Genomic DNA, 24673 nt, shown 5'->3' with positions numbered 1-24673 from the left:
CCGGTTCAGGAAGGAGTCCAAAGTGGACGATGTAGTGATCGTAGATGCGGTTCGCACTCCGATGGGCAGGGGAAAGCCCGGAGGGGCGCTCAGCGGCGTGCACGCCGTCGACCTGCTCGCTCAGACCATCACCGGCCTGCTCCGGCGGGTCGACCTCGACCCGGCCGTCGTCGACGACGTCATCGTCGGGTGCGTCAGCCAGGCGGGCGAGCAGGCGGGCAACGTGGGACGGATGGCCTGGCTCGCGGCGGGCCTGCCGGAGCACGTGCCCGCGGTGACGGTCGAGCGCAAGTGCGGGTCCAGCCAGCAGTCGCTGCACTTCGCCGCCCAGGGTGTGCTCGCCGGCGCGTACGACGTCGTCGTCGTGGCCGGGGTGGAGTCGATGAGCCGGATCCCGATGGGCGCCGCCCGGCTGGGGATGGACACCGCCGGCCCGTCGGTCACCCGGCGGTACGAGCCGGGCCTGGTGTCGCAGGGCGTGTCCGCCGAGCTCGTGGCGGCGCGGTGGAAGCTCGGCCGTGACGAGCTCGACGAGTACTCGGTCCGCTCGCACCGGCTCGCGGCCGAGGCGGCCGACAGCGGCGCCTTCGCCGGCGAGATCATCCCGGTCCGGGTGCCCGCACCCGACGGGGAGGCCGAGGTCGCCGCCGACGAGACGATCCGCCGGGGTACCACCGTCGAGCGGCTGGCCACCCTGGCACCCGCGTTCGCCGACGACGCGGTGGCCCGCCGGTTCCCGGAGATCACGTGGTCGGTGACCGCGGGGAACTCCTCCCAGATCACCGACGGCGCGAGCGCGCTGCTGGTCATGAGCGCGAGCCGCGCCAAGGCGCTCGGGCTGCGCCCGCGGGCCCGCTTCCACGCGTTCTCCGTCGTCGGTGACGACCCCGTCCTCATGCTGACCGCGCCCATCCCCGCGACCCGCAAGGTGCTCGAGCGCGCCGGTCTGACGATCGGCGACATCGACCACTACGAGGTCAACGAGGCGTTCGCCTCGGTGCCGCTGGCCTGGCAGGCCGAGGTCGGGGCCGACCCCGCCCGGCTGAACCCGCGCGGCGGCGCGATCGCGCTCGGACATCCGCTCGGCGCGTCGGGGGCCCGGCTGATGACGACCATGCTCAACGCGCTCGAAGCCACCGGCGGCCGGTACGGGCTGCAGACGATGTGCGAGGCCGGTGGGATGGCCAACGCCACCGTGATCGAGCGGCTCTGATCCCCGGCATTTCTGAACTTGGAGGTTGTTTCGTGGACCTTGCTGGAATCTCGGCCCTGGTGACCGGGGGCGCATCCGGGCTCGGCCTGGCCACCGCCCGTCGGCTGGTCAAGCAGGGCGCCCGGGTGGTCATCCTCGACCTGCCCGGATCGGCCGGCGCTCAGGTGGCGGACGAGCTCGGTGCGGATGCCAGCTTCGTCGCCGGCGACGTCACCACGGAGGAAGGCGTGTCCGCCGCCCTCGACGCCGCGCAGGAACAGGGCACGCTGCGCGCGGTGGTGCACTGCGCCGGCCGCGGGCACACGATGCGCGTGCTGAACAAGGACGGCAGCCCGGGCTCGCTCGACGACTACTCCGCGATCGTCAAGCTCAACCTGATCGGGTCGTTCAACGTGCTGCGCCTCGCCGCGGCCCGGATCGCGACGACGGAACCGGTCGACGGCGAGCGGGGCGCCATCGTGCTGACCGCCTCGGTCGCGGCGTGGGAGGGGCAGATCGGCCAGATCCCGTACGCGTCGTCGAAGGCGGGCGTCGTGGGCATGACCCTCGTCGCGGCCCGGGATCTGGCATCCCGGTACATCAGGGTCGCCACCATCGCGCCCGGCATCTTCGACACGCCGCTGCTCGCCCGGCTCCCGCAGGCGGTGCGTGACTCGCTCGGCGCCTCGGTCCCGCACCCCAGCCGGCTGGGCGCGCCGGACGAGTTCGGCGCGCTCGCTGTGCACATCCTCGAGAATCCGATGATCAACGGCGAGACGATCCGGCTCGACGGGGCGATCCGGATGGCACCCCGATGACCCAGGTCGTCGACTCCGCCACCTCGCTGCGCGTCGAGTATCGAGGTGCGGTCGCCGTGCTCACGATCGACCGGGCGAGCCGGCGCAACGCCGTCGATCTGCCCACGGCCCGGGCGATCGCCCGCGCGCTCGACGACCTCGACGGGCGGGACGAGCTGCGGGCCGCGGTGCTGACCGGAAGCGGCGGCACGTTCTGCGCCGGCATGGACCTGAAGGCGCTCACCACGACCGGCGAACGCCCCATCGACGAGCAGCGCGGGCCGTTCGGCATCGTCGGCCGCCCGCCCCGCAAGCCCATCATCGCCGCCGTCGAGGGGGCCGCGGTGGGCGGCGGCTTCGAGATCGTGCTGTCGTGCGACCTCGTCGTCGCCGCCGAAGGTGCGACCTTCGGGCTGCCGGAGGTCCGGCGCGGCCTGCTCGCCGCGGGCGGCGGTCTCTTCCGGCTCCCCGCCCGGATCCCGCGCAACATCGCCATGGAGGCGATCCTGACCGGGCGGCCGCTGCCGGCCGCCCGCTGCGCGGAGCTCGGCCTGGTCAACCGGGTCGTCCCGGACGGCGAGGCGCTGGCGGCGGCGGTGGAGCTGGCCGAGGTGATCGCGTCGAACGCGCCGCTGGCGGTCCAGGGGTCGAAGGCGGTCGTCGGGGAGTCGGCCGACTGGCCGCTCGCCGAGCTGTTCGACCGCCAGGAGCCCTTCGCGGACGCCGTGCGGCGCTCGGCCGACGCCCGCGAAGGCGCCGCCGCGTTCCTGGAGAAGCGCGCGCCGCGGTGGCAGGCGCGATGACCGCGGTAACGTCCCCGACCCAGCTGGGAGCGCACCACATGACACCGATCGACATCGAGGACCTCGGCTTCGGCTTCGGCGCGGCGGAGCGCGCGATCCAGGCCGAGGCGCGCGACCTCGCCCGGTCCGTCGCGCACCTCGCCGCGGAGGCCGACGAGAGCAGCGAGATACACCCGGGCGTCCGCGAGGCGCTGCGGGCCAGCGGACTGGCCGCACTGATGGTCCCCGCCGAGTACGGCGGACGGTACCCGCACATCGACCCGGTGGCCGTGTGCCTGGTCCGCGAGGCGCTCATGCCGGCCTCGTCGCACCTGGACTCGATGTTCGCGCTGCAGGGCATCGGGAGCTACGCGATCACCATGGGCGGCAGTGACGAACAGCGCGCCCAGTGGCTGCCCCGGGTCGCCGCCCTGGACAGCCTGGCCGCGCTCGCGCTCACCGAGCCCGACGCGGGCTCGGACCTCAAGGGTGTCTCCACCGCGCTCACCGCCGACAACGGCCGCCTCGTGCTGAACGGCCGCAAGTCGTTCATCTCCAACGCCGGCGCCGCGGACTTCTACGTGACGCTCGCCCGTGAGGACGAGGGACTGTCGCTCGTCCTGGTACCGGCCACGGCGCCCGGCGTGCGGGTGAGCCCGAGCCCCGAGCTCATCGCCCCGCACGTGCTCGGCGAGGTCGACTTCGACGGCGTCGAGCTCGGGCCCGAGGCCAGGCTCGGCACGCCCGGCCGGGCCATGGACCTGGTGCTCGGAACGCTGACGATGTTCCGCGTCTCGGTCGCCGGCGCCGCGGTCGGGCTGGCGGAAGGCGCGCTGGTCGAGGCCGCCCGGCACGCCGGCACCCGCCGGCAGTTCGGCCGGACGCTGGTCCGCCACGGCCCGGTCGCCCAGCTGCTCGCCGACAGCTGGAACGACGTCGAGATGGCCCGGCTGATCACCTACCAGGCCGCGGCCGCGGCCCGGCGGGACCCCGCCGCGGCGCTGAACCGCTCGTCGATGGCCAAGGTCGCGGCCACCGAGGCGGCGTCCCGGGTGGTCGACCGGTGCGTGCAGGTCATGGGCCGCTGGGGTCTGGTGCACAACAGCCCGATCGAGCGGTACTACCGCCAGGCCCGTCCGATGCGGATCTACGAGGGCGCCTCCGAGGTGCTCAAGCTCGGCATCGCGCGGACGCTGTGCAACGACGTCGCGGAGCGCGCACATGGCTGAGACCGATCTGCAGACCGTGATGTACACCAGTCCCCGCGGCAGCGTCGTGGCGATCGACTCCGCCTACCATGTCGACGCGCGCAACAGCGGGCGCGACATCATGGTCAGCGCGTCGTACTCCGGGGTGCTCCCGGCCCGCTTCGTGGCCGACCACAAGCCCCGCGGGGCGATCGGGCTGGACTGCGCGATCGGCCCGGACGGCGCCGGCATCGCCGGCCTGTGGTACTACGAGGCGCTCGGTATCCCGGCGGCGGCCGTCGACGTGGCCACCGTGCTGCTCGGCGACGGCGTCGACGTCTACCGCAACGGGGTGATCAGCCGCTGCAACGCGGTCGCCGCCGACTGCGGCGTCCGGCCGGGGATGCCGGTTGCGCAGGCCGCCGAGCTGCTGCTCGCCATCGATCCGCAGACCCGCGCACCCGACGAGATCACCAACCGCACGGTGATGGAGACCGGCCCGGACGGGCGGCAGGTGATCTGCACGGACTCGATCGCGTTCGGCACCGGCGCGGACCGGGACCGCAACGTCCTGGTCACCGCCGGCCACACCGGGCGCAGCGCGGTGCCCTATCTGCGCTCCGTGCGGCCGTGGGGGTTCATCTGCTCCGACGGCGGCCGCGGGCGGGACGACTCCGGCGTGGCCGGACTGTCCATCGTGGATGCTGAGGGGCTCGCCGGTGCGACCGTCGATGCCCGCACGGCCCGGATGGGCGACGGCCTGTCCACCTATCACGACGGCGTGATCAGCGCGCGTAACGCGGCGGCCGCGAAACGAGGCGTGGAGGTCGGGATGTCGGCCCGGGAGGCAGCGCACCTGCTCCTCGGCGACGCCGGCGCCTGACCCGGAATCTACTCGACCAGGAGACGAACTCGTATGGACATCGATCTCGCCGGCCGCGTGGCCGTCGTCACGGGTGCGAGCCGGGGCCTCGGCCTGGCCGCGGCCGAGGCGCTGGCCCGGGAGGGCGCCTCGGTCCTCGCGGTGGCTCGTTCGGCCCCGGAGCTTGAGAAGCTGCGTGCGAGCGCGCCGGAGCGCATCGCCGTGCAGGTGGTCGACATGCGCTCGCTCGACGAGGTCACGGCGCTGGCGGACCTCGCGGTCGAGCGCTTCGGCCGGCTCGACATCGTGGTGAACAACGCCGGCATCGCGCCCGCCGGCCCCTTCGCCGAGCAGTCGCAGGAACAGTGGGACGAGGTGTTCGCGGTCAACGTCCGCGCCCCGGCGGCGCTGGCGCGCGCCGCCGGCCGGCACTTCCTCGCGCAGCGCTCCGGGAAGGTCATCAACGTCGCCAGCACCTCGGGGATCAACGGAAAGCCGATCCTGGTGTCGTACTCCGCGTCGAAGGGCGCGCTCGTGCAGTTCACCAAGGCGCTGGCCGCCGAGTGGGGCCGGTTCGGCGTGCAGGTCAACGCGATCGCCCCCGGGGCGTTCGAAACCGACGCCCAGGCCGCTGTCCTGGAGTCGCCGGAGACGCTCACCCGGCGGCTGCGCAAGATCCCGGCCGGGCGGATGGGGCACCCCGACGAGTTCGGCCCGCTGGTCTGCTACCTGGCCTCGCCGCTGTCGGACTTCGTCAACGGTGCCGTCGTGGTCATCGACGGGGGCGAGGTCAGCAAGCTGTGAGCGGTACGGAGCGCAGCGGAGTGGCCGCTCACCATGAGCACAGGGTTTCGTCGGCGCCGGAGCGGAGCGGAGGTGACGGCGGGCTGGTCATCGACGGGCACACGCACGTCTATCCGGATCGGGTCGCGAAGAAGGCGCTCGCCGGTTCGGTATCGGACCTGAAGCGCTTCGGCGACGGGACGGTCGCCGGCCTGGCCGAGGTCATGGCGGCGGCCGGCGTCGACCGGTCGGTCTGCCTCGGCGTGGCCAACACCCCGGACCGGGTGGACAACGCCAACCGCTTCGCCGGGTCGTTGGACCCCGGCCTGTTCATCGGATTCGGTTCGGTACACCCGGGGCTCAGTCCCGAGGAGAACGTCGCGAGCCTGCGGGCGCACGGACTGCGCGGCGCCAAGATCCATCCGATGTTCCAGAACGTCCGCCTCGACGACCCGCGGCTGCACGCCACGCTCGACGCGATGCAGGGGGAGTTCGCCGTCGTCATCCACGTCGGCGCCGCCGGGGACGACCCGGGCGAACGGTGCAGCCCGGTGATGCTGGCCGAGCTGGCGCGGTTGTTTCCCCGCCTGGACCTGATCGCCTGTCACTTCGGCGGGTACCGGCACTTCGAGCAGGCCGCCGAGGTCGTGTGCGGCCTGCCGGTGTACCTGGACACATCCTGGCCGCCGAGCCTGGCGGCGCTGCAGCCCGAGCGGGTGCGCGCCGTCGTCGAGCGGCACGGCCCCGACCGGGTCGTGTTCGCCTCGGACTGGCCGATGGCCGACCCGGCGGCCGAGATCGAGGCCATCCGGGCGCTGGGCCTGTCCGCCGACGACACCGCGGCCGTGCTGGGGGGCAACCTGGCCCGGCTGCTCAGCATCGAGGCCTGAACCGCGCCGTGCGCGCGGGTCACCGGGCCGACAGCAAGAGGGGATACACATGACAGACGTTGTCGCCGAACGCCGCGGAGACGTGGCCTGGATTCGGCTGAACCGGGCCGACCGGATGAACGCCTACGACAAGGCGATGGGGGAGGAGCTCAACCGAGCCATCCGCGACGCCGCGGACGCCGGGGTCATCGTCCTCACCGGCACCGGCCGGGCCTTCTGCGCCGGTGGCTACCTCGCGAACCTGGCCGACCCCGACCCGGTGCAGCTGCGCGGGATGTTCTACGCGTCGCTGGAGCTGTTCGAAACCATCCGGACGTCGCCGCGGCCGGTGATCGCCGCGGTCAACGGGGCCGCGGCGGGCGGCGGTAACGAGCTCGTGGTGGCCTGCGACCTTGCGATCGCCGCGCGCAGCGCGACGTTCGGCCAGACCGGGGTGCGGGTCGGCAGCGCACCGGTCCTCGGCGGCACGAACCTGCTGGCCATGTCGATCGGGGAGAAGCGGGCCAAGGAGGTGGCGATGCTCTGCCGCCGGTACACCGCCGAGCAGGCCCTCGAGCTGGGCTGGATCAACGCCGTCGTCGACGACGAGGACCTGGAGGCCGAGGTGGGGCGATGGGCGGATGACCTGCTGGGCATGAGCGCGCGCTACCTCGAGATCGCGAAGATCAGCTCCAACGTCTGGTGGAACGCCTGCCGGGACAACTACATAGCCGGCCTCGGCATGCTGGTGCAGGCCATCGGTTCGGAGGACATGCGAGAGGGCGCCACGGCGTTCATGGAGAAGCGCCGGCCACGGTTCCCGAGCCGCGCCCAGCGGAGGGTTGACGAGCAATGATGTACTACCGCGACCTCAAACTGACCTACCCCGACCGGCGTGACTGGACGCTGCCCGCGGTCCTGCGCGACCGGTCCCGCACCCACGGCGACCGCGTCTACGTCCAGGTGCCCGATCAGGGCGTGGAGCTGACGTACGCGCAGACCCTCGACGTCGCCGAGCGCATCGGCGGCGGCCTGCTGGCCGGCGGCTGCGTGCCGGGCGACCGCGTGCTGATCATGGCGCCGAACCGGCTGGAGTACCTCACGGCGTGGTTCGGGGCCAGTGTGGCCGGCCTCGTCGAGGTGCCGATCAACAACGCCTACAGCGGGTCATTCCTGGAGCACCAGGTGGGCACCGTCGACCCGCGGGCCGCGGTGGTGCACACGGACTTCGTCGACCGGTTCCTCGAGCTCGACGCCGCGCGGCGGTCGATCCGGACCTTCTACGTCGTCGGCGACGGGCCCTCGGTCGAGACCGCCGTCTCCGTGCTGCGCGACGCGGGCTGGCAGGCCGCGCCGTTCACCGCACTGGCGGACTCGCCCCGCCCGGCCACGCTGCCGGCCGTCGGCATGTCCGATCTGGCGGCCATCCTGTTCACGTCGGGCACGACGGGGCTGTCCAAGGGCGTGATGATGCCCCACGCCCACATGTACTTCTTCGCCGACGAGTGCGTCTCGCTGACGCGGCTGACCGAGACCGACGTCTACATGTCGGTCGGGCCGCTGTTCCACGGCAACGCCCAGTTCCTGGCGGCCTATCCGGCGCTGATCGCCGGTGCCCGGTTCGTGCTGCAGACGAAGTTCAGCGCCAGCCGGTGGGTCGACCAGCTGCGCGCCTCGCAGGCCACGGTGACCAACTTCGTCGGCGTGATGATGGACTGGGTGTACAAGCAGCCACGCCGCGCGGACGATGCCGACAACCAGCTGCGCTGCCTCTACGCCGTGCCCGCCGCCACGTCGATCCTCGCCGATTTCCGGGAGCGGTTCGCCATCGAGGCGTTCGTGGAGAACTTCGGGCTCACCGAGATCGCGATGCCGATCCTCACCCCGTACGGGCTGGAGCGCCCGCCCGGCGCGGCCGGCCTGCTCGTGGACGACTACTTCGACGTCCGGCTGGTCGATCCCGAGACCGACGAGGAGGTGCCGGTCGGCGAGGTCGGCGAGCTCGTCGTGCGCGCGAAACTGCCGTGGACCATGTGCTCCGGGTACTACAACATGCCGGACCGGACCCTCGAGGCGCAGCGCAACCTGTGGTTCCACACCGGAGACGGACTGCGCCGCGACGCCGACGGCTGGTACTACTTCGTCGACCGGCTCAAGGACTCACTGCGCCGGCGCGGCGAGAACATCAGCTCGTTCGAGGTCGAGCAGCCGATCCTGGCTCACCCCGCCGTCGCCGAGTGCACGGTGGTCGCCGTCCCCGCCGACGCCGAGGCGGGCGAGGACGAGCTCCTGCTCGTCGTGGTCCGCCAGGATGGTCTCGAGCTCACGGCCGAGGAGCTGTGGGATTGGTGCGCGCTGAAGCTGCCCGCGTTCACGGTGCCGCGTTACATCCGCTTCGCCGACGAGCTTCCGCTCACGCCGTCCGGCAAGGTTCGCAAGGGTGAGCTGCGCCGGGCCGGGGTTGACGCACTGACCGCGGACCGCGAGTCTCGTCCATGATCGACAGTCGGTGCTGGACAATCGTGCACGGTCCACCGATACTGCTGCACGAGCGTTATTCTGATAATAGTAAGCAGATAATGACGATGCTGCTGTTCGAGCGCGGCGGGACAGGGTGAGCCAGATGGCGGGACGGCTCTCGTCATCCGCGACCCTAGCAGCTCCGACGCCGCTTCGGCGGACATCTAGTGGCTGGGGGCCGGGCATATGCTTGACATGACGCCAAGATCGGTTGAGCCTGGTATGCCGCCGAAGCGGGCGACCGTCGTCGCCCAGCGAATCGTGCGCCAGATCCAGAAGCAGAAGCTGGCACCTGGCACGATGCTACCGGCCGAACACGAGATGATCGAGCAGTACGGCGTGGGGCGCAGCACCGTGCGCGAGGCCCTGCGGGTGCTGGAGCTGCAGGGCGTGGTCACCATCCGGCCCGGGCGAGGCGGCGGGCCGATCGTCTCGACACCGGACTCCCGGCACCTGGCGAGCACCCTCGCCCTGCTCATGCAGTTCGCGGAGACGCCCTTCCGCGCGGCGGTCGAGGCCCGCGCGTGGATGGAACCGATCACCGCCGCGCTCTGCGCCGAGCGGGCCGACGCGCAGCTGCGGGCCGAGCTGCAGGAGTCGATCAACCGGATGCGGGCAGGGCTGGCCGACAGCGACGTCTTCCTCGATGAGAACCACCGGTTCCACGAGCTCATCGCCCAGGGCGCGGCCAACCCGGTGTTCAGCTACTTCCTCAACTCGCTGCACTGGATCACCGACGGCACCCCGCTCGGCGTCGAGTACCCGCCACGCAGCCGCAAGGCCGTGCTGGCCGCGCACGAACGCGTGTGGAAGGCGGTCGAGGCGGGCGACGCCAGCGCCGCGCACGAGGCGATGCGTGAGCACATGGAGGAGACGCTGACGTACTTCGAGCGCAAGTACGGCTCGGTGATGGACGAAGTGCTGACCTGGGAGATGTACGGGACATGACGACGGCCTGCAGTCCGGCTACCCCGGCGGCGACGCGGTTCAGCGGCCGCGTCCTGCTCGTCACCGGCGGGGCGGGCGGTCTCGCCGCCGCGACCGCCCGCCGCTACGCGGGCGAGGGCGGGCGGGTGGTCGTCACCGACGTCGAGGCCGAGCGGGCGGAGGCGGTCGCGGCCGAGCTGCCCGGCTCGATCGGGATCGGCTGCGACGTGGCCGACGAGGACGCGGTCCGCGGCGCGGTCGCCATGGCACGCAACCGCATGGGGCGTATCGACGCAGTGCTCAACGCCGCCGGGTACGCCGAGCACTGCCCCATCGAGGACTTCTCGCTCGCCAGGTGGAACCGCATGCTCGCGGTGCACGTCACCGGCACGTTTCTGGTGTGCCGCGAGGCCCTGCCGCTGCTGCGGGAGGCCGGCGGCGGCTCGATCGTGAACCTGGCGTCCGTCGCCGCGCTCGTGGCCCGCCCGCACCTGGCGGCGTACTCCGCCGCGAAGGGCGCGATCGTGTCCTTCTCCCGGCAGCTCGCGCTCGACGTGGGCGCCGACGGCATCCGCGTCAACGTCCTGGCGCCCGGCACGGTGCGCACCCCCATGACCCAGCGGCTGATCGAGGCCGACGACGACGCCGAGGGACGCATGGCCGAGGTGACCATGCTCGGACGGATCGGCGAGGCCGACGAGGTATCCGCCGCGGCCTGCTTCCTGCTGTCCGGCGAGTCGAGCTTCTTCACGGGCTCGGTGCTGGTCCCGGACGGCGGCATGACCTCCCGCTGACGACGGATCGGATGGTCGTACGGCAGCAACCGCCGCGGTGCGGGGCCCAGTAGCCCTGCCCCGCGGCCGGCTGACCGCCTGATCACGCGTGCGGGCCCCGCCGGACGATGCCGGCGGGGCCCTGAAGGGTGTTGCCTACTGCTCCGGCGTGATGTTGCCGCTGGAGCCGAAGACCTGCACCTCGGCGATGCGGACCTCGTTGCGGTACGGGCTGTTGGTAGCACAGTCCGTGTTCGCCCGCGGGTCGTTGTCCTGCTCACCGGCGTAGAACGGGTTGCCGGTGCACTGGCTGGACAGCACGACCACGCGGACGTGCGTGGCCAGCGTCGGGTGGATGTTGAAGGTGCGCAGGTTCAGCTGCGGCGCCACCGGGCGCCAGGCGCCGCCCGGGAAGGCGTCGTCGGTGCTGCGGTAGGCCTCCTTGTAGCTCGAGTCCTGGCTGCAGTCGGCCTTCGTGGCGTCGCAGGTGAGGACCGCGAACGAGCGCAGGGCGCTGAACCGGTTCTGGTTCGCTGTCGGGGAGTCGACGTCGCCCTTGAGGGCCGGGCGCAGCAGGGCGCTGACGTTGAGCGACTGGACGTTGACCGGCTTGTTACCGGCCAGGGCGATCGTGACCGTCTTGCCGGCCACGCCGTTCTGCGACGCCCAGTTCGTGGCCTCGGTCTCGTCGTTGATCTTGTCGAGGTTGACGCCGTCACCCGTCGCCACGGCGCCCAGAGCCGAAGATGCCATGTTCTGCGGCAGCTTGAGCTTCAGGTCCTGCTTGCCGGGCTTGAAGGTGGCGGTGAACTTCTGGCTGCCCCAGCCCTTGCCGTTGACCACGAAGTGGAACTCGGTGTTGGGCAGGATCTGGAACGTGTCGGGCAGCGGGGTCGACGGGTCGGTGTCGGCCACGGGGGTCGCCCGGGCCTCGTAGTCGCCGACGTACAGCGTGACGTTCGCGCCGGCGGAACCGGCCATCGGCCGCAGGGTCACGGTCGCGTTGTTGGCGTACGGCGAGTGGAAGCTCGGCGTCGGGTCGGTGTCCGACGGCGCGCCCGTCGCACCCTCACCCAGGCCGGACTCGGCGAAGCCCTTCCAGATGATGTCCTGGTTGGCCCCGCCGAAGCGGACCAGGTCGGCGGCCAGCATGTTGTCGCGCATGCTGGTCATCGTGGCCCCGCTGGACGCCTGCAGCAGGAACGAGTCGAACATCAGCTGGATCCAGCGCCGGTTACCGGCGCAGGACGCGACGTCGACGAGGCCGTCGGCGCACTTCTGCTGCAGCTCCGGGGTGCCGAGGCCGTAGCGGCTGACGAACTCCTTGCGCACTCGCAGGTTCGTGGCGACCCAGATCTCGCCGTCTGCGTGGACCTCGGGGCCGACCAGGTCGAAGCCGAAGTCCGAGTAGTTCAGCGGGCTCTTGCTGGCGTCGTAGTCGCGGATGCCCTCGTGGACGTTGCCCGTGACGTAGGCGCCGGTGACGAACTCGGTGTCGCCCGGAGCGCGCAGGCCGTTCTCGTACAGGTACTCGGCGGCGACCAGGTCGCTCCACGCCTCGCCCATCGAGCCGCCCTGCGCGCCGGAGATGCCGCTGTTCGGGCCGGCGATCATGCGGTTGGTGATCGCATGGGTGTACTCGTGCCCGATGACGGTCATGTCGTAGTCGCCGTCCACGCACGGCGGGTACGCCGAGCCGGCAACCGGCTGCCAAAGGTACATGTTGGTGGTCGACGTCGCGCCGTCGCGGCCCGTGCTCTGGTTGGCGTTGTTCCGGCTGCCGCTCAGGGCGCCGGACTGCGCGCGACCCTGCTCGGGGTCGTTGCCCAGGCCGCCCGGGTGGTTGTTGACGACCTGCATGTTCCACGCGGCCTCGGTGAAGCCCAGGTGGTAGCTGAAGTCGTGCATCGCGTTGTGCATGCCGAAGAGGTTCGACACCGCCGCGTCCGCGTCGTTGCGCGTCGCCGAGGTGAACACGTCCGGGTTGCACTTGGACTCGTGCCACTGGTCGGTGAACGCGTAGTTGTAGTTGCGGTCCGTCTTGGTGGCCGCCGGGAAGGCCGCCACGCCACCGCCCCACGAGACCAGGTTGTTGGCCGAGTTGCCCGTCGAGGTGAGCGTCGGCTGACCGGTGAGCTGGTTGACGTCCCAGGCCTTGCCCGAGGAGGCGTCGCTCACGGTCTTCGCACAGTTGATCATCGGGGTGAAGCACCAGGTCACACGCGAGTCGGTGCCCGGGGTGACCTGCTGCGGCGCGGTCGTCGGGAAGACGGCCCAGCTCGGGTTGTCGGAGTCGAAGTCGACCATGTCCTCACGGATGAGGATGCCGCCGGTGCGCGCGTCGACGAACGTCGAGTACGCCGTGGGGTTGTCGGCGTCGGTCGAGACCAGGGTCACCTGGTAGGCGGCCCGCACCCCGTCCTCCGGGGTGGGCACGGCCACCTCGAGCACGTCGGGCGCGCTGATCTGACCGGCCGTGAGTCCGGCGTCGGCCAGGGCCGCGGCGACGGCATCGGCCGCCGACAGCGTCGCCGGCTCCGGCGCGGCGGTGTCACGGGTGAGCGACGACGTGACCCGAACGACGTTGCCGTTGTTGAGCAGGATCGACACGAGCCCGTCGTGGCCGGCCGGCAGGTCGCCGAAGCGCTGCTGCAGCTGCACGACGGTGCCGGTGCCGAGCGGCTGGACGAAAATCGGCTGCATCGCGTCGACCGCCGGGGCGTCCAGCGCGTACAGATCCTGGTTGTCCAGCAGGTACTTGCGGGCGGCGGCGACCGGGTCGCCGGTCAGGCCGGTGGCCAGGGCCTTGTCCGGGCCGACGGCCTCGGGCTCGCCGAGGGAGTTCCAGCGGACCTTCGCGGCACCGACACGGTCGGCGGCCGCCTTCTGCTTCGCGGTCGGCGCCTTGCCGCCGCGACGGTTGTCGACGTCATTCGGGCCGTGCCCGTCGACGTCATGGGCCTTTCCGGGGTTCGGCTTGGGATCGGCAGCGGCGGGCGCGGCGGTCACCGCGCTCGTCGCCACGACGGCGGCGGCTGTGAACGCGGCTAGCGTCCTGCCCCGCCAGCGCCTGGGGTTCAACCCAGATGTGCGCACGATCGGTTCTCCTCTGGTTGATGGGGGCGCGTGTTGCTTCATGGGGGCGCCAAGTGGATCTCATAGGGCCTATCACGGCCCGGCGCAGGGACACCAGGTTTCGCAGTTTGTGGTCCACAATGGACAGCAAGGCGACGGTTCGGCCCGGCCCGGGCGGCGTAACGGCGCTTCGGGTGACAACGGGCAAATCGATCAAGGTGCCTGCCCGGCGATGTACCGGCACTTCCGGACACGCCGCGATTTGCGCGAATGTTCACCAACTGCGATGACGGACATTCGGCCCACAGACCCGATGGTGGACCCGCGCCGGCGTCTCAGTTCATGTTGCCAGATGGCTGATCGACAGCTGTCGTCCGACGGGCGTCGGCCCGTCGCAGTCGGCACCTTCCAGGGGTGCGCTGACCGTTGACATGACTCCGATCACATAGTTACGGTGGCATACCGACTGGATGGAATGTAATCCGCAATCTTCCGTCCGTGGGCCCCTGGCCTGCGGAAAGCGCGTACTCCCACCCCCCACCCCGCCGCCTCTGTTCACCGGGAGCGTCATGCAATCTCTTCGACCTCGTATTTGGAAGGTCCGGCTCGTTGCCGCGTTGGCCGTGGGCTTAGCGTTCCTCTCAGGCTGTTCCGGCGCCGATCCCGCCGCATCGAGCTCGGGCGAGCTGTCAACCAAGCCGCTCCGGGTGGTGTTGCCGGCGGAGCCGCCCACCTTCAATCCGGTCTACAGCAACTACAGCAATCTCCGCATCGTCGGCGGACTGTTCGATCCGCTGGTCGGCTTCAACAAGCAGACCCTCGAGCCCAACGACACCGGGCTCTTCGTGTCGTGGGAGCGCAAAAGCCCGACGGAGTGGAGGTTCAAGCTGCGTTCCGGCGTGAAGTTCCACAACGGTGAGCCGTGGAACCCGGCCGCGGCGATCTTCACGCTCGAGAAGTACCGGGACGAGCCGAAGTCCGGCTTCCGGCCGTACCACACCCGGGTCGTCGGGTTGAAGGCCGACGGCGACGACGCGATCATCGTGACGACGAAGCTGCCGTACATCGCGCTCCCCAAGGTCTTCACCAATGTCATGGGCGTCGATCCGAAGGCGTACGGCACCGACGGCGACGCCTTCGGGCGGGCGCCGGTGGGCACCGGTCCCTTCAAGTTCGCCGAGCTGCGCTCCGGTCAGAGCTTCTCGATCGTCGCGAATCCGGACTACTGGGGCGGCAAGCCGAAGCTGGCCGGCATCACCTACAGCTGGGCGGCCGACGCGGCGACCCGCACGGCCCTGCTGCGCAGCGGCGGTGCGGACATGGCCTTCGACCTGCCGAACGAGCTGGTCAAGGAGGTCGACGCAACGCCCAGCCTGAAGGTGGTCTCCATGCCCACCCTCTACAAGATGATGGTCAGCATGAACGCGAACGCCGCGCCGCTGCAGGACGTCCGGCTGCGGGAGGCGATCCAGGCGGCCATCGACTACGACGGCATCGCGAAGGCGATCTTCGGGGGCACCGGAGCCCGGGTGAACCCGCTGTTCGCCGGCGACATCATGGGCAAGAAGCCGGACCTGACGTACCAGAAGTTCGACCTGGCCAAGGCGAAGGCGCTGGTGGCCGAGGTGGGCGGCAAGCCGAAGCTGCGCTACCTGTACACCACCGGCTTCTACCCCAAGGACAAGCAGGTCGGTGAGGCCGTGTCGGCGATGCTGGAGGCCGCGGGCTTCGAGGTGCAGCAGGTGCCGCTGGAGAACGCCGAACTGCGCAAGGAGCGCAGCACCGGCAACTACGCGATCTTCTCGGTCCAGAACTTCCCGGTGTTCGCGCACCCGGACTCGTTCTACGCGTACTTCTCCGGCAGCGCCGCGGCGGTGAAGTACTGCAACGACCCGCAGGGGTACGACAAGCTGCAGAACGAGGCGCTGTCGACCACCGACCAGGCGCGCAGCGACGAGCTGTACGTGCAGATCGAGAAGAAGTTCATGGACGAGGACCGGTGCAGCGCGGTGCTCTACGACCAGGTCGCGTTCTATGGCATGACCAAGAAGGTCGAGGGCTTCCAGACCGCTCTGGACGCCGTGCCGGACGTCCGGCTCTGGTCCCTGAAGGCGTAGCGCGCCGGGCCGGGGCCCGCCGAACGGCGGGCCCCGGCCGGGCCGTGCGAGGTCTTGACCTCGTGTTCAGCGCCCGGTTACGGTACAACATACCGACCGGCCGTTATCTAAATGCACAACACTCGCCCCGTCCGGGGACCGAGAGCCTAGCGGCGTCGACCACTTCCCGAAAGACGCCCGGCTCGGCTCCGCCATCTTGTTCCGTCGCCCAGGGATCGCCGATCCGTCAGGGGAGGTTTGCATGTCCCAGCACCACCGGGTCCTGGAGGTGGATCGCCTCTCGGTGATCCATCGGGCCAGGGGCCGCCGCGGTTTGCCGGTCGTCGCCTGCGACGAGGTCTCCCTGTCCATCGCCCAGGGCGAGATCGTCGGCGTCGTGGGGGAGTCCGGTTCCGGGAAGACTTCACTGGCGATGGCCGTCGCCGGGCTCGGCCGGATCACCAGCGGCACCGCGACCGTGTCTGGCGTCCAGATCGGACGGCGTCTGCCCCGGGAGTCGCGGGCCGAGATCCAGGTCGTCTTCCAGGACCCGCACGGCAGCCTCGATCCGCGGCAGACCGTCCAGCGTGGCCTCAAGGAGCTGCGCCGGATCCATCCCCGCCGTACCTCGTGGATCGGCGACGAGGAACTGCTCGCCAAGGTGGGCCTGGACCCGCTGCTGCTCGGCCGTCTCCCGCATCAGATGAGCGGCGGGCAGGCCCAGCGGATCTCCATTGCCCGGGCGCTGCTGCTGCGGCCGAGCCTGCTGCTCGCCGACGAGCCGACCTCCGCCCTGGACGTCTCGGTCCAGGCACAGATCCTCCGGCTGCTGCTCAGCCTGCGCGAAGAGGAAGGGCTCACGATCTTGTTCATCAGCCACGACCTTGCCGTGGTACGGGCGATCTGCGACCGGGTGCACGTCATGTTGCGCGGCAAGGTCGTCGAGGAGGGAGTCACCTCCGAAGTGTTCGACCGGCCCCAGCATGAGTACACGAAGCGGTTGCTGGCCGCCATTCCGGGCCATTCGACCCCCGACTCGACGGGCGACAAAGCCGGCGCGAGTGCATCGGTCGGCGCGACGGTCGCGAGGGAGGCGTCGTGATCAGGTTCCTGCTCGGGAAGGTCGCCAACGCACTGGCGACACTGCTCATCGCCGTGTCCATCGCCTTCTTCCTCGCCCGCAGCACCGGCGATCCCGTCCGGCAGATGCTGGGCGACTTCGCCACCGACGACCAGGTCGCGCAGCTGAAGGCCCAGCTCGGGCTGGACCGGCCGCTGGGCGTGCAGTACCTCAGCTTCCTCGGTCACCTCGTGACCGGCAACCTGGGCGACTCGCTGCGCTACGGCGCGAGCAATCTCGAGCTCATTCTGGGCCGCCTGCCCGCCTCGCTGGAGCTGGTCGCCGGCGCAATGGTGATCGCCGTACTGTTCGGTGTGCCGCTCGGCATCTGGGCGGCGATGCGCGAGGGCCGCCTGGTCGACCGGCTGGCCTCGACGGTGGCCCTGGCCGGGCAGTCCGTTCCGCTCTTCTGGCTCGGCCTGATGCTCATCCTGATCTTCGCCGTGAGCCTCGGCTGGCTGCCGGCCGGCCAGGCCACCGGCTTCAGCTCGCTGGTCCTGCCGGCGCTCACCCTGTCGATGCTCCCGATGGCCCAGATAGCGCGGCTGACCCGCTCGGGCATGTCCGAGGTCCTCGGCGAGACGTTCATCTCCGCCACGCACGCCCGGGGCATCAAGCCCTGGCGGACCAATCTCATCCACGGGTTCCGCAACGCCTCCCTGCCGGTCATCACCATTGTCGGGCTGCAGGCCGGCGCGCTGCTGTCCAGCGCCGTCACGGTGGAGTTCGTCTTCGCCTGGCCGGGCCTCGGCTCCCTGGCCACGCAGGCCGTCCAGACCCGGGACTTCCCGCTCATCCAGGCGATCGTCGTCGTCGGCGCCGTCGTCTTCGTCGTGATCAACCTGATCGTGGACGTGCTCTACGGCGCCCTCGATCCACGCATCCGGGACGGTGCCGCGTGACCATGCTGTCGAAGGCTCCCCGGCTGAGCAGGTCGACGGGCGCCGTCCGGGCCCGCGGAATCGGCTCCGTCCTGGCGTTCGGCATCCCGCTGGCCGTGATCGGCCTGCTCTGCCTCTTCGCGCCCCTGCTGCCGCTGCACGACCCCGGCCGGCAGGTGATCTCCGACGCGCTCCAGCCGCCCGCCTGGATGGCCGGTGGCGCCTGGTCGCATCCGCTGGGTACCGACCATCTCGGCCGGGACGTCCTGGCCAGGGTCGCCTACGGCGGACAGCTGACGTTCATCATCGCCCTGGCCGGCATGCTGACCGGCGCGATTCCGGGTACGGCGCTCGGCCTGATCAGCGGCTTCTACCGGGGCTGGCCGGACGCCGTCATCTCGCGCCTCGTCGAGGCCCAGCTGGCCCTGCCGTTCATCCTGCTGGCCATCGCCGTCATCGCCAGCCGCGGGCGGTCGCTCGGCGTACTCATCGCCGTCCTGGCCCTCATCGGCTGGGCGCAGTACGCGCGGGTCGTGCGGGCGGAGACCCTCTCGCTGCGCGAGCGCCCCTTCGTCCTCGGACTGCGCTGCGCCGGCGTGCCGACCTGGCGGATCCTGACCAACCACATGGTCCCCAACCTGGTCGGAACCGTGCTGGTCCTCACCACCCTGCAGATGGGCATGGTGATCCTGGCGGAGAGCGCGCTGAGCTTCCTCGGGCTGGGTGTGGTGGCACCGCAGATCAGCTGGGGGGCCATGCTCGCCGACGGCCGGGACCAGCTCACCACCGCCTGGTGGATCGCCGCCTTCCCCGGCCTGGCCATCACCGTTGTCGTGCTGCTGGTAAATCTGCTCGGGGACGCGATGCGTTCCTGGCTCGACCCGCGGAAGCGCAGGTACTGATATGGAGCCAGTTCTGCGGATGTCCGACCTCACGATCGAGGCGGCCACCTCCGCCGGCACCCTCACGCTGGTCGACGGGGTCGAGCTCACGGTCGGGCCGGGCGAGATCCTCGGACTCATCGGCGAGTCGGGCAGCGGGAAGACCACCACGGTGCGCGCGGTCCTCGGGCTGCTGGACCGCAACGTGTCCGTGGTCCGCGGCGAGGTATCGGTGCTCGGCGACGTGGTCTGCGCGCCCGGCAAGGCGGACTTCAAGCGCATCCGGGGCCGGCATGCCGGGATGGTCTTCCAAGGGGCCTCGTCCTCCCTCGACCCGCTGATGAAGGTCCGCGGCCAGCTGCGGGAGGTCGTGGCCACCCATCTGCCCGCGCTGTCGAGGAAGGAGCGGGACGCGCGGATCGCCCAGGTGATCCGGCGGATGGGCTTCGCCGACGTCGAGCGCGTCCTCGACGCCTATCCTCACCAGCTCTCCGGCGGCATGCGGCAACGGGTGGCGATCGCCCTGGCGGTGGTCACCGGGCCGGAGCTGCTGATCGCCGACGAGTGCACCTCCGCGCTCGACGTGACCACGCAGGCCGAGGTGGTCGACCTTCTCCGCTCGCTCACCCAGGGCGACAGCAGGATGGCGATGGTCTTCGTCACTCATGACCTGATGCTCGCCAAGGAGCTCTGCACCCGCATCGCCGTGATGTACAAGGGCGAGATCGTCGAGCAGGGGCCGGCGGCCGAGGTGGTCGGGGAGCCGAAGCACGGCTACACGAAGGCCCTGCTGGACGCCATTCCCCGGTGGGAAGGGGGGATCGGCACCGGCGAGTACCGCGCGGAGGACCCGGCCCCGCAACCGGCGGCGACCGGCGGCCCGGCCGTGTCACCGGGCCGGCGGTGAACATGCCTGTCTCGGACGAGGACGGGGTCCGGCTCTGCGCCGACGGCCCGGTCGCCACCCTCCGCTGGTCGCGGCCGGAGCGCCGCAACGCCATCGGCCGCCGGGTCTGCGACGCGCTGAGCGCGGCGCTGGAGTCGCTCGCGGCCCGCGACGATGTCCGGGTCGTCGTGCTGTCGTCGGACGCCCCGCCGTTCTGCGCCGGCTGGGACGTGAACGACTTCACGGAGCTCGCCGGAGCGGACCGCGACGTCCTGCGGGAGTTCTTCCGGCACGGCCGGCGCATGCTGGCCGCCCTCGCCGCGCTGCCACAGGTGACGCTGGCCGCGCCGAAGGGCCTGGTGCTGGGCTTCGGCTGCGCGCTGGCGGCCCGCGCGGATCTGGTGTACGCCGCCGACGACGCCGTGTTCGGCATCCCGGAGATCCGCCTGGGGATACCGCCGGCCACCGTGCTGCCCGAGCTGCTGGCCGTCATGCCCGACCGGACGGTGACCGCGTGGGCGCTCGACGGCGCCCGCCGCCCGGCGAGCGAGGCGAAGGCCGCCGGGCTCGTCACCCACGTGGTCCCGGCGGATCGACTCGACGACGAGGTCCGCGCCGCCGCGGAGCTTCTGGCCGGATACCCGGACGACGTCCTGCGCCGCACCAAGGCCCTGCTGCGGCGGGTGATCCAGACCCCGCCCGCCGAGCGGACGGCCGTGGCGGTGGACGCGGCGATCGAGCGGTTTGCCACGAGGTGAGGCCGTGATGCGAGAGGAGCCCAGCTTGACCGAACCGAACACCCCCCGCCGGCTGCGGGTCGGGATGTCCCTGTCCGCTCACTACAACCCGGGTGAGTCCGTCTCCGACGGGCTGCGGGACACGATGGAGCAGGTGGCGGTCGCCGAGGAGGAGGGCCTGGACAGCATCCTGCTCGGGCACCACTACCTCACCCGCTCGCAGTTCCTGCAGCCGATGTCCACGGTCGGCTATCTGGCGGCGCGGACCGAGCGGATCCGGCTCGGGTTCGGCGTCTATCTCGTGCCGTTGCACAACCCGCTGGCCCTGGCCGAGGAGTTCCTCACGCTCGACCAGCTGTCCGGCGGCCGGCTGATCCTCGGCCTGGGCTCGGGGTATCGAAGCGTCGAGTTCAGGGCCTTCGGGATCCCGGTGGAGGAGCGTTTCAAGCGCTTCGAGGAGCACGTGCGGGTGCTGCGCGACCTGCTCCGCGGGCGCGAGGTGACCGCGTCGGGTGCCTTCGGCGAGCTGGACGGGGCCCGGATCCTGCTGCCGCCGGTCGATCCGGCCGGCCCGCCCATCTGGCTCGGCGCCTTCGGTGCCGTCGGCGTGCGGCGGGTGGCCCGGCTGGACGCTTCGTGGGCGGTGGCGCCGAACGGCGATCTCGCCGAGGTCGGCAACCGGATGGCCCTGATGCGGTCGTTGCTCGCGGAGTACGGCCGGTCGCCGGTGCGCGACTACCCCCTGCTGCGCGAGGGCTGCGTCGCCCCCACCCGTCAGGAGGCGGTGGACGCCGCCGCGCCGTACCTGGCCGAGCAGTACGAGAACTACCGGGGATGGAAGCACGGTGCATCCGTGGCGGACATGGTGGCCGGGCAGATGGTGATCGGCTCGCCGCAGGACGCGATCGAGCGGCTGAGCGCCTACGCCCGGATGGGCTACACCGACGTGGTCATGCGCCTGCAGTGGAGCAACATGCCGCAGAAGGACGTGCTGCGCTCGCTCCGGCTGCTCGGGCGGGAGGTGCTGCCGGCGCTGGCCGAGGTTGAGGTGCCCGAGGCGCAGGTGGGCGTGGATCTCGGCGAGATGAGGGAGGAACTGGCCTGATGGGCGCACAGAACTACGGCAGGGTCGTCGACGTCCAGCGGGTACGGCGTGAGCAGGAACCGGCTCTGATCACCGAGGGCGAGGTCTGGACCTACGGACGGCTCGCCGACTCGGTCGGTTCCTTCGCCGCGTATCTCGCCGAACACGGCGTCGGCAAGGGCGATCGGGTCGCCATCGAGGGCATGAACTCACCGGAGTTCGTCTGCGCGGTCCTGGCGATCTACCGGCTCGGTGCGGTCGCGGTCCCGTTGAACTACCGCCTGCAGGAAGAGGAGCTCGGCTACCTGCTGAAGAACTCCGGGTCGGTGGCGCTGTTGGCCGACCGCGAGTTCGTCGCGGTGCTGGCCCGGGCGACGGACGGTTTCCCGCTGCGGGCGAAGGTGAGCCTCGACGGCGAGGAGGCCGGCTGGGACTCTTTCGCCGACATCATGGTGCGCTACGAGGGCCGCAGCACGCCGGTCGCCGAGGTGGCCGCCGGCGATCCGCAACGGATCATGTACACCAGCGGGACCACGAGCCGGCCCAAGGGCGTGACCGTGACCCACGGCATGGCCGCCCTCAACGCCCTCGTGCAGCTGAGCGAGCTGGGGCTGACCTCCGCCGACCGGGTGCTGGTCTCCTCGCCGCTCTACCACGTGGCGGCCTGGGACGCTCCCGGCGTCGCCGTGCTCTTCGCCGGTGGCGCGATGGTGCTGATGCGCAAGTTCGAACCCGCCACCGCCCTGGACATGATGGAGCGCCACGGGGTCACCGGCGGGATCTTCGTCCAGGCGATGCTGCACGGCCTGCGTTCGGCGTCCGGGGACGGCCGCGATCTGTCCAGGCTTCGCTGGGTGATCTTCGGCGCGGCGGCCGGCGAGCTGTACCGCGAGATCCGCGAGATGCTGCCCACGACCAGGCTGGTCCAGGCGTACGGCATGACCGAGGCGTGCAGTGCCATCGCCTACATGGACGAGGCGCACGCGGTGAGCAAGCTCGGCTCGGCCGGCAGCGCGGTGCCGTTCGTGGAGTACCGGGTCGTCGACGAGAACGACGACGAGGTCCCGGCCGGCGTCGTCGGCGAGATCGTCATGCGCGGCCCGAAGGTGACACCGGGGTACTGGGCCGACGAGGAGCTGACGGCCCAGGCGTGGCGCGGCGGCTGGTTCCACACCGGCGACGTGGGCATGGTGGACGCCGACGGATTCGTCACCATCACCGACCGCCTCAAGGACATGATCCGATCGGGCGGGGAGAACGTGGCCGGGCAGGAGATCGAGCGGGTCCTCTACAGCCATCCCGCGATCTCCGAGGCGGCGGTCATCGGCGTCCCCGATCCGCGGTGGCAGGAAGTGCCGAAGGCGTTCGTCGTGCGCAAGGCGGGCTCGGCGATCACCGAGGCGGAGGTCATCGCCCATTGCCGGGCGAGTCTGGCCTCGTTCAAGACGCCGAAGTACGTCGAATTTCGTGAGTCGTTGCCGAGGAATCCGTCCGGCAAGGTGCTGAAGCGCGTGCTCCGGGAAGAGGGCTGAGGGATGCCAGGCTCGCCGTGGTGGCAAATGGGTATGCTGCGATCATCGTATTCGCCGCGGTGTGCGGGATCAGGGGGCTGAAATGGCACGGGCCGCTCGTGAAGGCACCACTCGGGGGACCTACGCCCCGGCGGAGACGCGTAAGGCACTGCTGGACAGCGCGCTGCGCCTCTTCGACGTCCGTGGATACCACGAGACGTCGGTCGAGGACATCGTGTCTGAGGCCGGCGTCACGAAGGGTGCGCTGTACCACCACTTCTCCGGCAAGGAAGAGATCCTTCAGCAGCTGCAAGAGGACTACATCAACAACCGCCTGAACAACTGCCTGCGGATTCTCGAGAACCACTCCTCGGCGAAAGACCGGCTCTACCATCTCATCCTCGAGTCCCTGGTCGCCATCGACCAGTTCCGGTCGTACGTCACGGTCTACGTGCAGGAGAAGCGGTTCCTCGCCGAGGAGCGGTTCGCCACCATCAAGGAGAAGCGGGACCAGGTCGACGCCATCTATGAGTCGGTGATCCGGCAGGGGATGGACAATGGCGAGTTCGACCCGTCCCTGGAACCGAGGATCACCAGCTTCGCCATCCTGGGCATGCTGGCCTGGGCGTACAACTGGTACAGCTCGTCCGGGCGGCTGCGGGTGGAGGAGATCGCCGGTCTGCTGACCGATCTGGTGCTGCGCGGTGTCGGGGCGCCGCCGAATCCTGGGTTGTTGCCGGGGTGAGCCGCCGCGCCGACCCGCCGGACCACGCCGGGCTTCCGGTCGTCCCCGGCGCCCCGGACGGATCCTCGTGGGGCGTCTGGGGCGCCGACGACGTACACGGGGCGCTGAACCGGCTGAGCCCCGACGCGGTCCTGGGCGGGGTCGCCGAGGTTCGGCGAGGGCTGGTGTTCCCGCTCGACGTGCCCCTGTCTGAGTTCTCGCCGCCCCTGTTCTCCCGGGCCGCCGTCGAGCACCGGGTGCTCGGCGACGACAACAGCCTGGGCCGCGACGACCTGATCTCGAACTGGAACACCCAGGCCTCGAGCCAATGGGACGGCTTCCGGCACGTCCGGGATCCCGAGCACGGGTACTACAACGGCCTGCCCGGCGACCGCCACGAGATCGCGGCCTGGGCGCGCCGCGGCCTCGCGGGCCGCGCACTGCTGCTGGACGTGCCGCGGTCGCGGGAACGGGCCGGCCTGCCGTGGGATGCCGGCGCTGCCACGCCCATCGACGTCGACGAGCTGCAACGGGTCGTCCTGTCCCAGGGCACGCCGCCCCGCGCGGGTGACGTACTCCTGGTGCGCACCGGCTGGCTGGCCCACTACCGCGGCCTCGACGAGCCCGGCCGGCGAGCCGCCGCCGAGCGGAAGTCGCTGCGCGCCCCGGGGCTGCTGGCCGATCGTTCGGTCGCCGAATGGCTGTGGGACCACCGCATCGCGGCGGTGGCGGCGGACAACCCGTCGCTGGAGACCTATCCCCTGGGGACCGGGGCGGCGCCCGGCGAGCCGATCCTGCATGTACGGCTGCTGGCCCGGCTCGGCATACCGATCGGCGAGCTGTGGGACTTGGAGGCGCTGGCGGCCGACTGCGCCGCCGAGCGCACGTACTGCTCCCTGTTGGTGTCGGCGCCGCTCGCGCTCGCGGGCGGATGTGGCTCCCCGGCCAACGCCGTCGCCCTCAGGTAACTCCTGCTCAGCTCGGTC

The 24673-nt window shown here is 71.0% G+C and carries 22 protein-coding genes; 21 read left to right on the top strand and 1 reads right to left on the bottom strand.

Features of this window, described 5'->3' with window-relative positions; all coding sequences use genetic code 11:
- The first annotated feature begins 22 nt into the window (after window positions 1-22).
- From ACQEVU_RS29900 to ACQEVU_RS29850, 11 genes are all read left to right on the top strand, one after another.
- Window positions 23-1213 (top strand): thiolase family protein, encoded by a 1191-nt coding sequence (locus tag ACQEVU_RS29900; protein ID WP_433329312.1) that lies wholly within the window; start codon window positions 23-25, stop codon window positions 1211-1213.
- A gap of 32 nt (window positions 1214-1245) precedes the next feature.
- Window positions 1246-2010 carry an SDR family NAD(P)-dependent oxidoreductase gene (locus tag ACQEVU_RS29895; RefSeq protein ID WP_433329310.1) on the top strand — a complete coding sequence of 255 codons (765 nt, stop codon included), beginning with the start codon at window positions 1246-1248 and terminating at the stop codon, window positions 2008-2010.
- Complete coding sequence (locus ACQEVU_RS29890; protein ID WP_433329308.1) at window positions 2007-2792, top strand: crotonase/enoyl-CoA hydratase family protein; 786 nt, start codon at window positions 2007-2009, stop codon at window positions 2790-2792. Before ACQEVU_RS29895 ends, ACQEVU_RS29890 begins: the two co-directional genes overlap by 4 nt.
- 38 nt (window positions 2793-2830) lie before the next feature.
- The gene (locus ACQEVU_RS29885) at window positions 2831-4000 is read left to right on the top strand and encodes an acyl-CoA dehydrogenase family protein (protein ID WP_433329306.1); all 1170 of its coding nucleotides are present in this window, start codon (window positions 2831-2833) and stop codon (window positions 3998-4000) included.
- Window positions 3993-4841 (top strand): hypothetical protein, encoded by an 849-nt coding sequence (locus ACQEVU_RS29880; RefSeq protein ID WP_433329304.1) that lies wholly within the window; start codon window positions 3993-3995, stop codon window positions 4839-4841. Before ACQEVU_RS29885 ends, ACQEVU_RS29880 begins: the two co-directional genes overlap by 8 nt.
- Window positions 4842-4874: 33 nt before the next feature.
- Window positions 4875-5624, top strand: a complete 750-nt coding sequence (locus ACQEVU_RS29875; protein WP_433329302.1) for an SDR family NAD(P)-dependent oxidoreductase — start codon at window positions 4875-4877, stop codon at window positions 5622-5624.
- Window positions 5621-6493: an amidohydrolase family protein gene (locus tag ACQEVU_RS29870; RefSeq protein WP_433329300.1), complete on the top strand. Its 873-nt coding sequence runs from the start codon at window positions 5621-5623 to the stop codon at window positions 6491-6493. The genes ACQEVU_RS29875 and ACQEVU_RS29870 overlap by 4 nt, the downstream gene beginning before the upstream one ends.
- Window positions 6494-6542: 49 nt before the next feature.
- A complete protein-coding gene (locus ACQEVU_RS29865) occupies window positions 6543-7328 on the top strand; it encodes an enoyl-CoA hydratase/isomerase family protein (protein ID WP_433329298.1) in 786 nt (261 codons plus the stop codon).
- Window positions 7325-8971, top strand: a complete 1647-nt coding sequence (locus ACQEVU_RS29860) for an AMP-binding protein (protein WP_433329296.1) — start codon at window positions 7325-7327, stop codon at window positions 8969-8971. Before ACQEVU_RS29865 ends, ACQEVU_RS29860 begins: the two co-directional genes overlap by 4 nt.
- Window positions 8972-9214: 243 nt before the next feature.
- Window positions 9215-9940 carry a FadR/GntR family transcriptional regulator gene (locus ACQEVU_RS29855; protein WP_433329294.1) on the top strand — a complete coding sequence of 242 codons (726 nt, stop codon included), beginning with the start codon at window positions 9215-9217 and terminating at the stop codon, window positions 9938-9940.
- Window positions 9937-10713: an SDR family NAD(P)-dependent oxidoreductase gene (locus tag ACQEVU_RS29850; RefSeq protein ID WP_433329292.1), complete on the top strand. Its 777-nt coding sequence runs from the start codon at window positions 9937-9939 to the stop codon at window positions 10711-10713. The genes ACQEVU_RS29855 and ACQEVU_RS29850 overlap by 4 nt, the downstream gene beginning before the upstream one ends.
- Before the next feature lie 135 nt (window positions 10714-10848).
- On the opposite strand, the gene ACQEVU_RS29845 is transcribed toward ACQEVU_RS29850, so the two are convergent.
- Complete coding sequence (locus ACQEVU_RS29845; RefSeq protein ID WP_433329290.1) at window positions 10849-13788, bottom strand: M36 family metallopeptidase; 2940 nt, start codon at window positions 13786-13788, stop codon at window positions 10849-10851.
- 686 nt (window positions 13789-14474) lie between these two features.
- On the opposite strand from ACQEVU_RS29845, the gene ACQEVU_RS29840 reads away from it, so the two are divergent.
- From ACQEVU_RS29840 to ACQEVU_RS29795, 10 genes are all read left to right on the top strand, one after another.
- Window positions 14475-15884 (top strand): ABC transporter substrate-binding protein, encoded by a 1410-nt coding sequence (locus ACQEVU_RS29840; protein WP_433329288.1) that lies wholly within the window; start codon window positions 14475-14477, stop codon window positions 15882-15884.
- A gap of 241 nt (window positions 15885-16125) precedes the next feature.
- Window positions 16126-16965 carry an ABC transporter ATP-binding protein gene (locus tag ACQEVU_RS29835; protein ID WP_433329286.1) on the top strand — a complete coding sequence of 280 codons (840 nt, stop codon included), beginning with the start codon at window positions 16126-16128 and terminating at the stop codon, window positions 16963-16965.
- Window positions 16962-17885 carry an ABC transporter permease gene (locus ACQEVU_RS29830; protein WP_433329284.1) on the top strand — a complete coding sequence of 308 codons (924 nt, stop codon included), beginning with the start codon at window positions 16962-16964 and terminating at the stop codon, window positions 17883-17885. The genes ACQEVU_RS29835 and ACQEVU_RS29830 overlap by 4 nt, the downstream gene beginning before the upstream one ends.
- A gap of 2 nt (window positions 17886-17887) precedes the next feature.
- Window positions 17888-18766 carry an ABC transporter permease gene (locus tag ACQEVU_RS29825; protein WP_433335134.1) on the top strand — a complete coding sequence of 293 codons (879 nt, stop codon included), beginning with the start codon at window positions 17888-17890 and terminating at the stop codon, window positions 18764-18766.
- Window position 18767: 1 nt separating this feature from the next.
- A complete protein-coding gene (locus ACQEVU_RS29820; RefSeq protein WP_433329282.1) occupies window positions 18768-19652 on the top strand; it encodes an ABC transporter ATP-binding protein in 885 nt (294 codons plus the stop codon).
- A gap of 2 nt (window positions 19653-19654) precedes the next feature.
- Window positions 19655-20389: an enoyl-CoA hydratase/isomerase family protein gene (locus ACQEVU_RS29815; protein ID WP_433329280.1), complete on the top strand. Its 735-nt coding sequence runs from the start codon at window positions 19655-19657 to the stop codon at window positions 20387-20389.
- A gap of 25 nt (window positions 20390-20414) precedes the next feature.
- Window positions 20415-21473 (top strand): LLM class flavin-dependent oxidoreductase, encoded by a 1059-nt coding sequence (locus ACQEVU_RS29810; RefSeq protein WP_433329278.1) that lies wholly within the window; start codon window positions 20415-20417, stop codon window positions 21471-21473.
- Entirely contained in the window at window positions 21473-22984 is a 1512-nt protein-coding gene (locus ACQEVU_RS29805) for a long-chain-fatty-acid--CoA ligase (RefSeq protein ID WP_433329276.1), read from the top strand. The genes ACQEVU_RS29810 and ACQEVU_RS29805 overlap by 1 nt, the downstream gene beginning before the upstream one ends.
- A gap of 82 nt (window positions 22985-23066) precedes the next feature.
- Window positions 23067-23708, top strand: a complete 642-nt coding sequence (locus tag ACQEVU_RS29800) for a TetR/AcrR family transcriptional regulator (protein WP_433329274.1) — start codon at window positions 23067-23069, stop codon at window positions 23706-23708.
- A complete protein-coding gene (locus ACQEVU_RS29795; protein ID WP_433329272.1) occupies window positions 23705-24655 on the top strand; it encodes a cyclase family protein in 951 nt (316 codons plus the stop codon). The genes ACQEVU_RS29800 and ACQEVU_RS29795 overlap by 4 nt, the downstream gene beginning before the upstream one ends.
- The last annotated feature ends 18 nt before the right edge of the window (window positions 24656-24673 follow it).

It is taken from the genome of Dactylosporangium sp. CA-139066 (assembly GCF_050936175.1).
GTDB lineage: Bacteria > Actinomycetota > Actinomycetes > Mycobacteriales > Micromonosporaceae > Dactylosporangium.
The sequence above is the reverse complement of the archived record's forward strand: the minus strand, read 5'-3'. Positions and strand labels throughout refer to the sequence as shown.

Coding starts and splice junctions, on each gene's coding strand:
- ACQEVU_RS29890 (WP_433329308.1), top strand. CDS start 2,007: ATGACCCAGGTCGTCGACTCCGCCACCTCGCTGCGCGTCGAGTATCGA.
- ACQEVU_RS29885 (WP_433329306.1), top strand. CDS start 2,831: ATGACACCGATCGACATCGAGGACCTCGGCTTCGGCTTCGGCGCGGCG.
- ACQEVU_RS29880 (WP_433329304.1), top strand. CDS start 3,993: ATGGCTGAGACCGATCTGCAGACCGTGATGTACACCAGTCCCCGCGGC.
- ACQEVU_RS29875 (WP_433329302.1), top strand. CDS start 4,875: ATGGACATCGATCTCGCCGGCCGCGTGGCCGTCGTCACGGGTGCGAGC.
- ACQEVU_RS29865 (WP_433329298.1), top strand. CDS start 6,543: ATGACAGACGTTGTCGCCGAACGCCGCGGAGACGTGGCCTGGATTCGG.
- ACQEVU_RS29860 (WP_433329296.1), top strand. CDS start 7,325: ATGATGTACTACCGCGACCTCAAACTGACCTACCCCGACCGGCGTGAC.
- ACQEVU_RS29855 (WP_433329294.1), top strand. CDS start 9,215: ATGCCGCCGAAGCGGGCGACCGTCGTCGCCCAGCGAATCGTGCGCCAG.
- ACQEVU_RS29850 (WP_433329292.1), top strand. CDS start 9,937: ATGACGACGGCCTGCAGTCCGGCTACCCCGGCGGCGACGCGGTTCAGC.
- ACQEVU_RS29835 (WP_433329286.1), top strand. CDS start 16,126: ATGTCCCAGCACCACCGGGTCCTGGAGGTGGATCGCCTCTCGGTGATC.
- ACQEVU_RS29825 (WP_433335134.1), top strand. CDS start 17,888: ATGCTGTCGAAGGCTCCCCGGCTGAGCAGGTCGACGGGCGCCGTCCGG.
- ACQEVU_RS29820 (WP_433329282.1), top strand. CDS start 18,768: ATGGAGCCAGTTCTGCGGATGTCCGACCTCACGATCGAGGCGGCCACC.
- ACQEVU_RS29815 (WP_433329280.1), top strand. CDS start 19,655: ATGCCTGTCTCGGACGAGGACGGGGTCCGGCTCTGCGCCGACGGCCCG.
- ACQEVU_RS29805 (WP_433329276.1), top strand. CDS start 21,473: ATGGGCGCACAGAACTACGGCAGGGTCGTCGACGTCCAGCGGGTACGG.
- ACQEVU_RS29800 (WP_433329274.1), top strand. CDS start 23,067: ATGGCACGGGCCGCTCGTGAAGGCACCACTCGGGGGACCTACGCCCCG.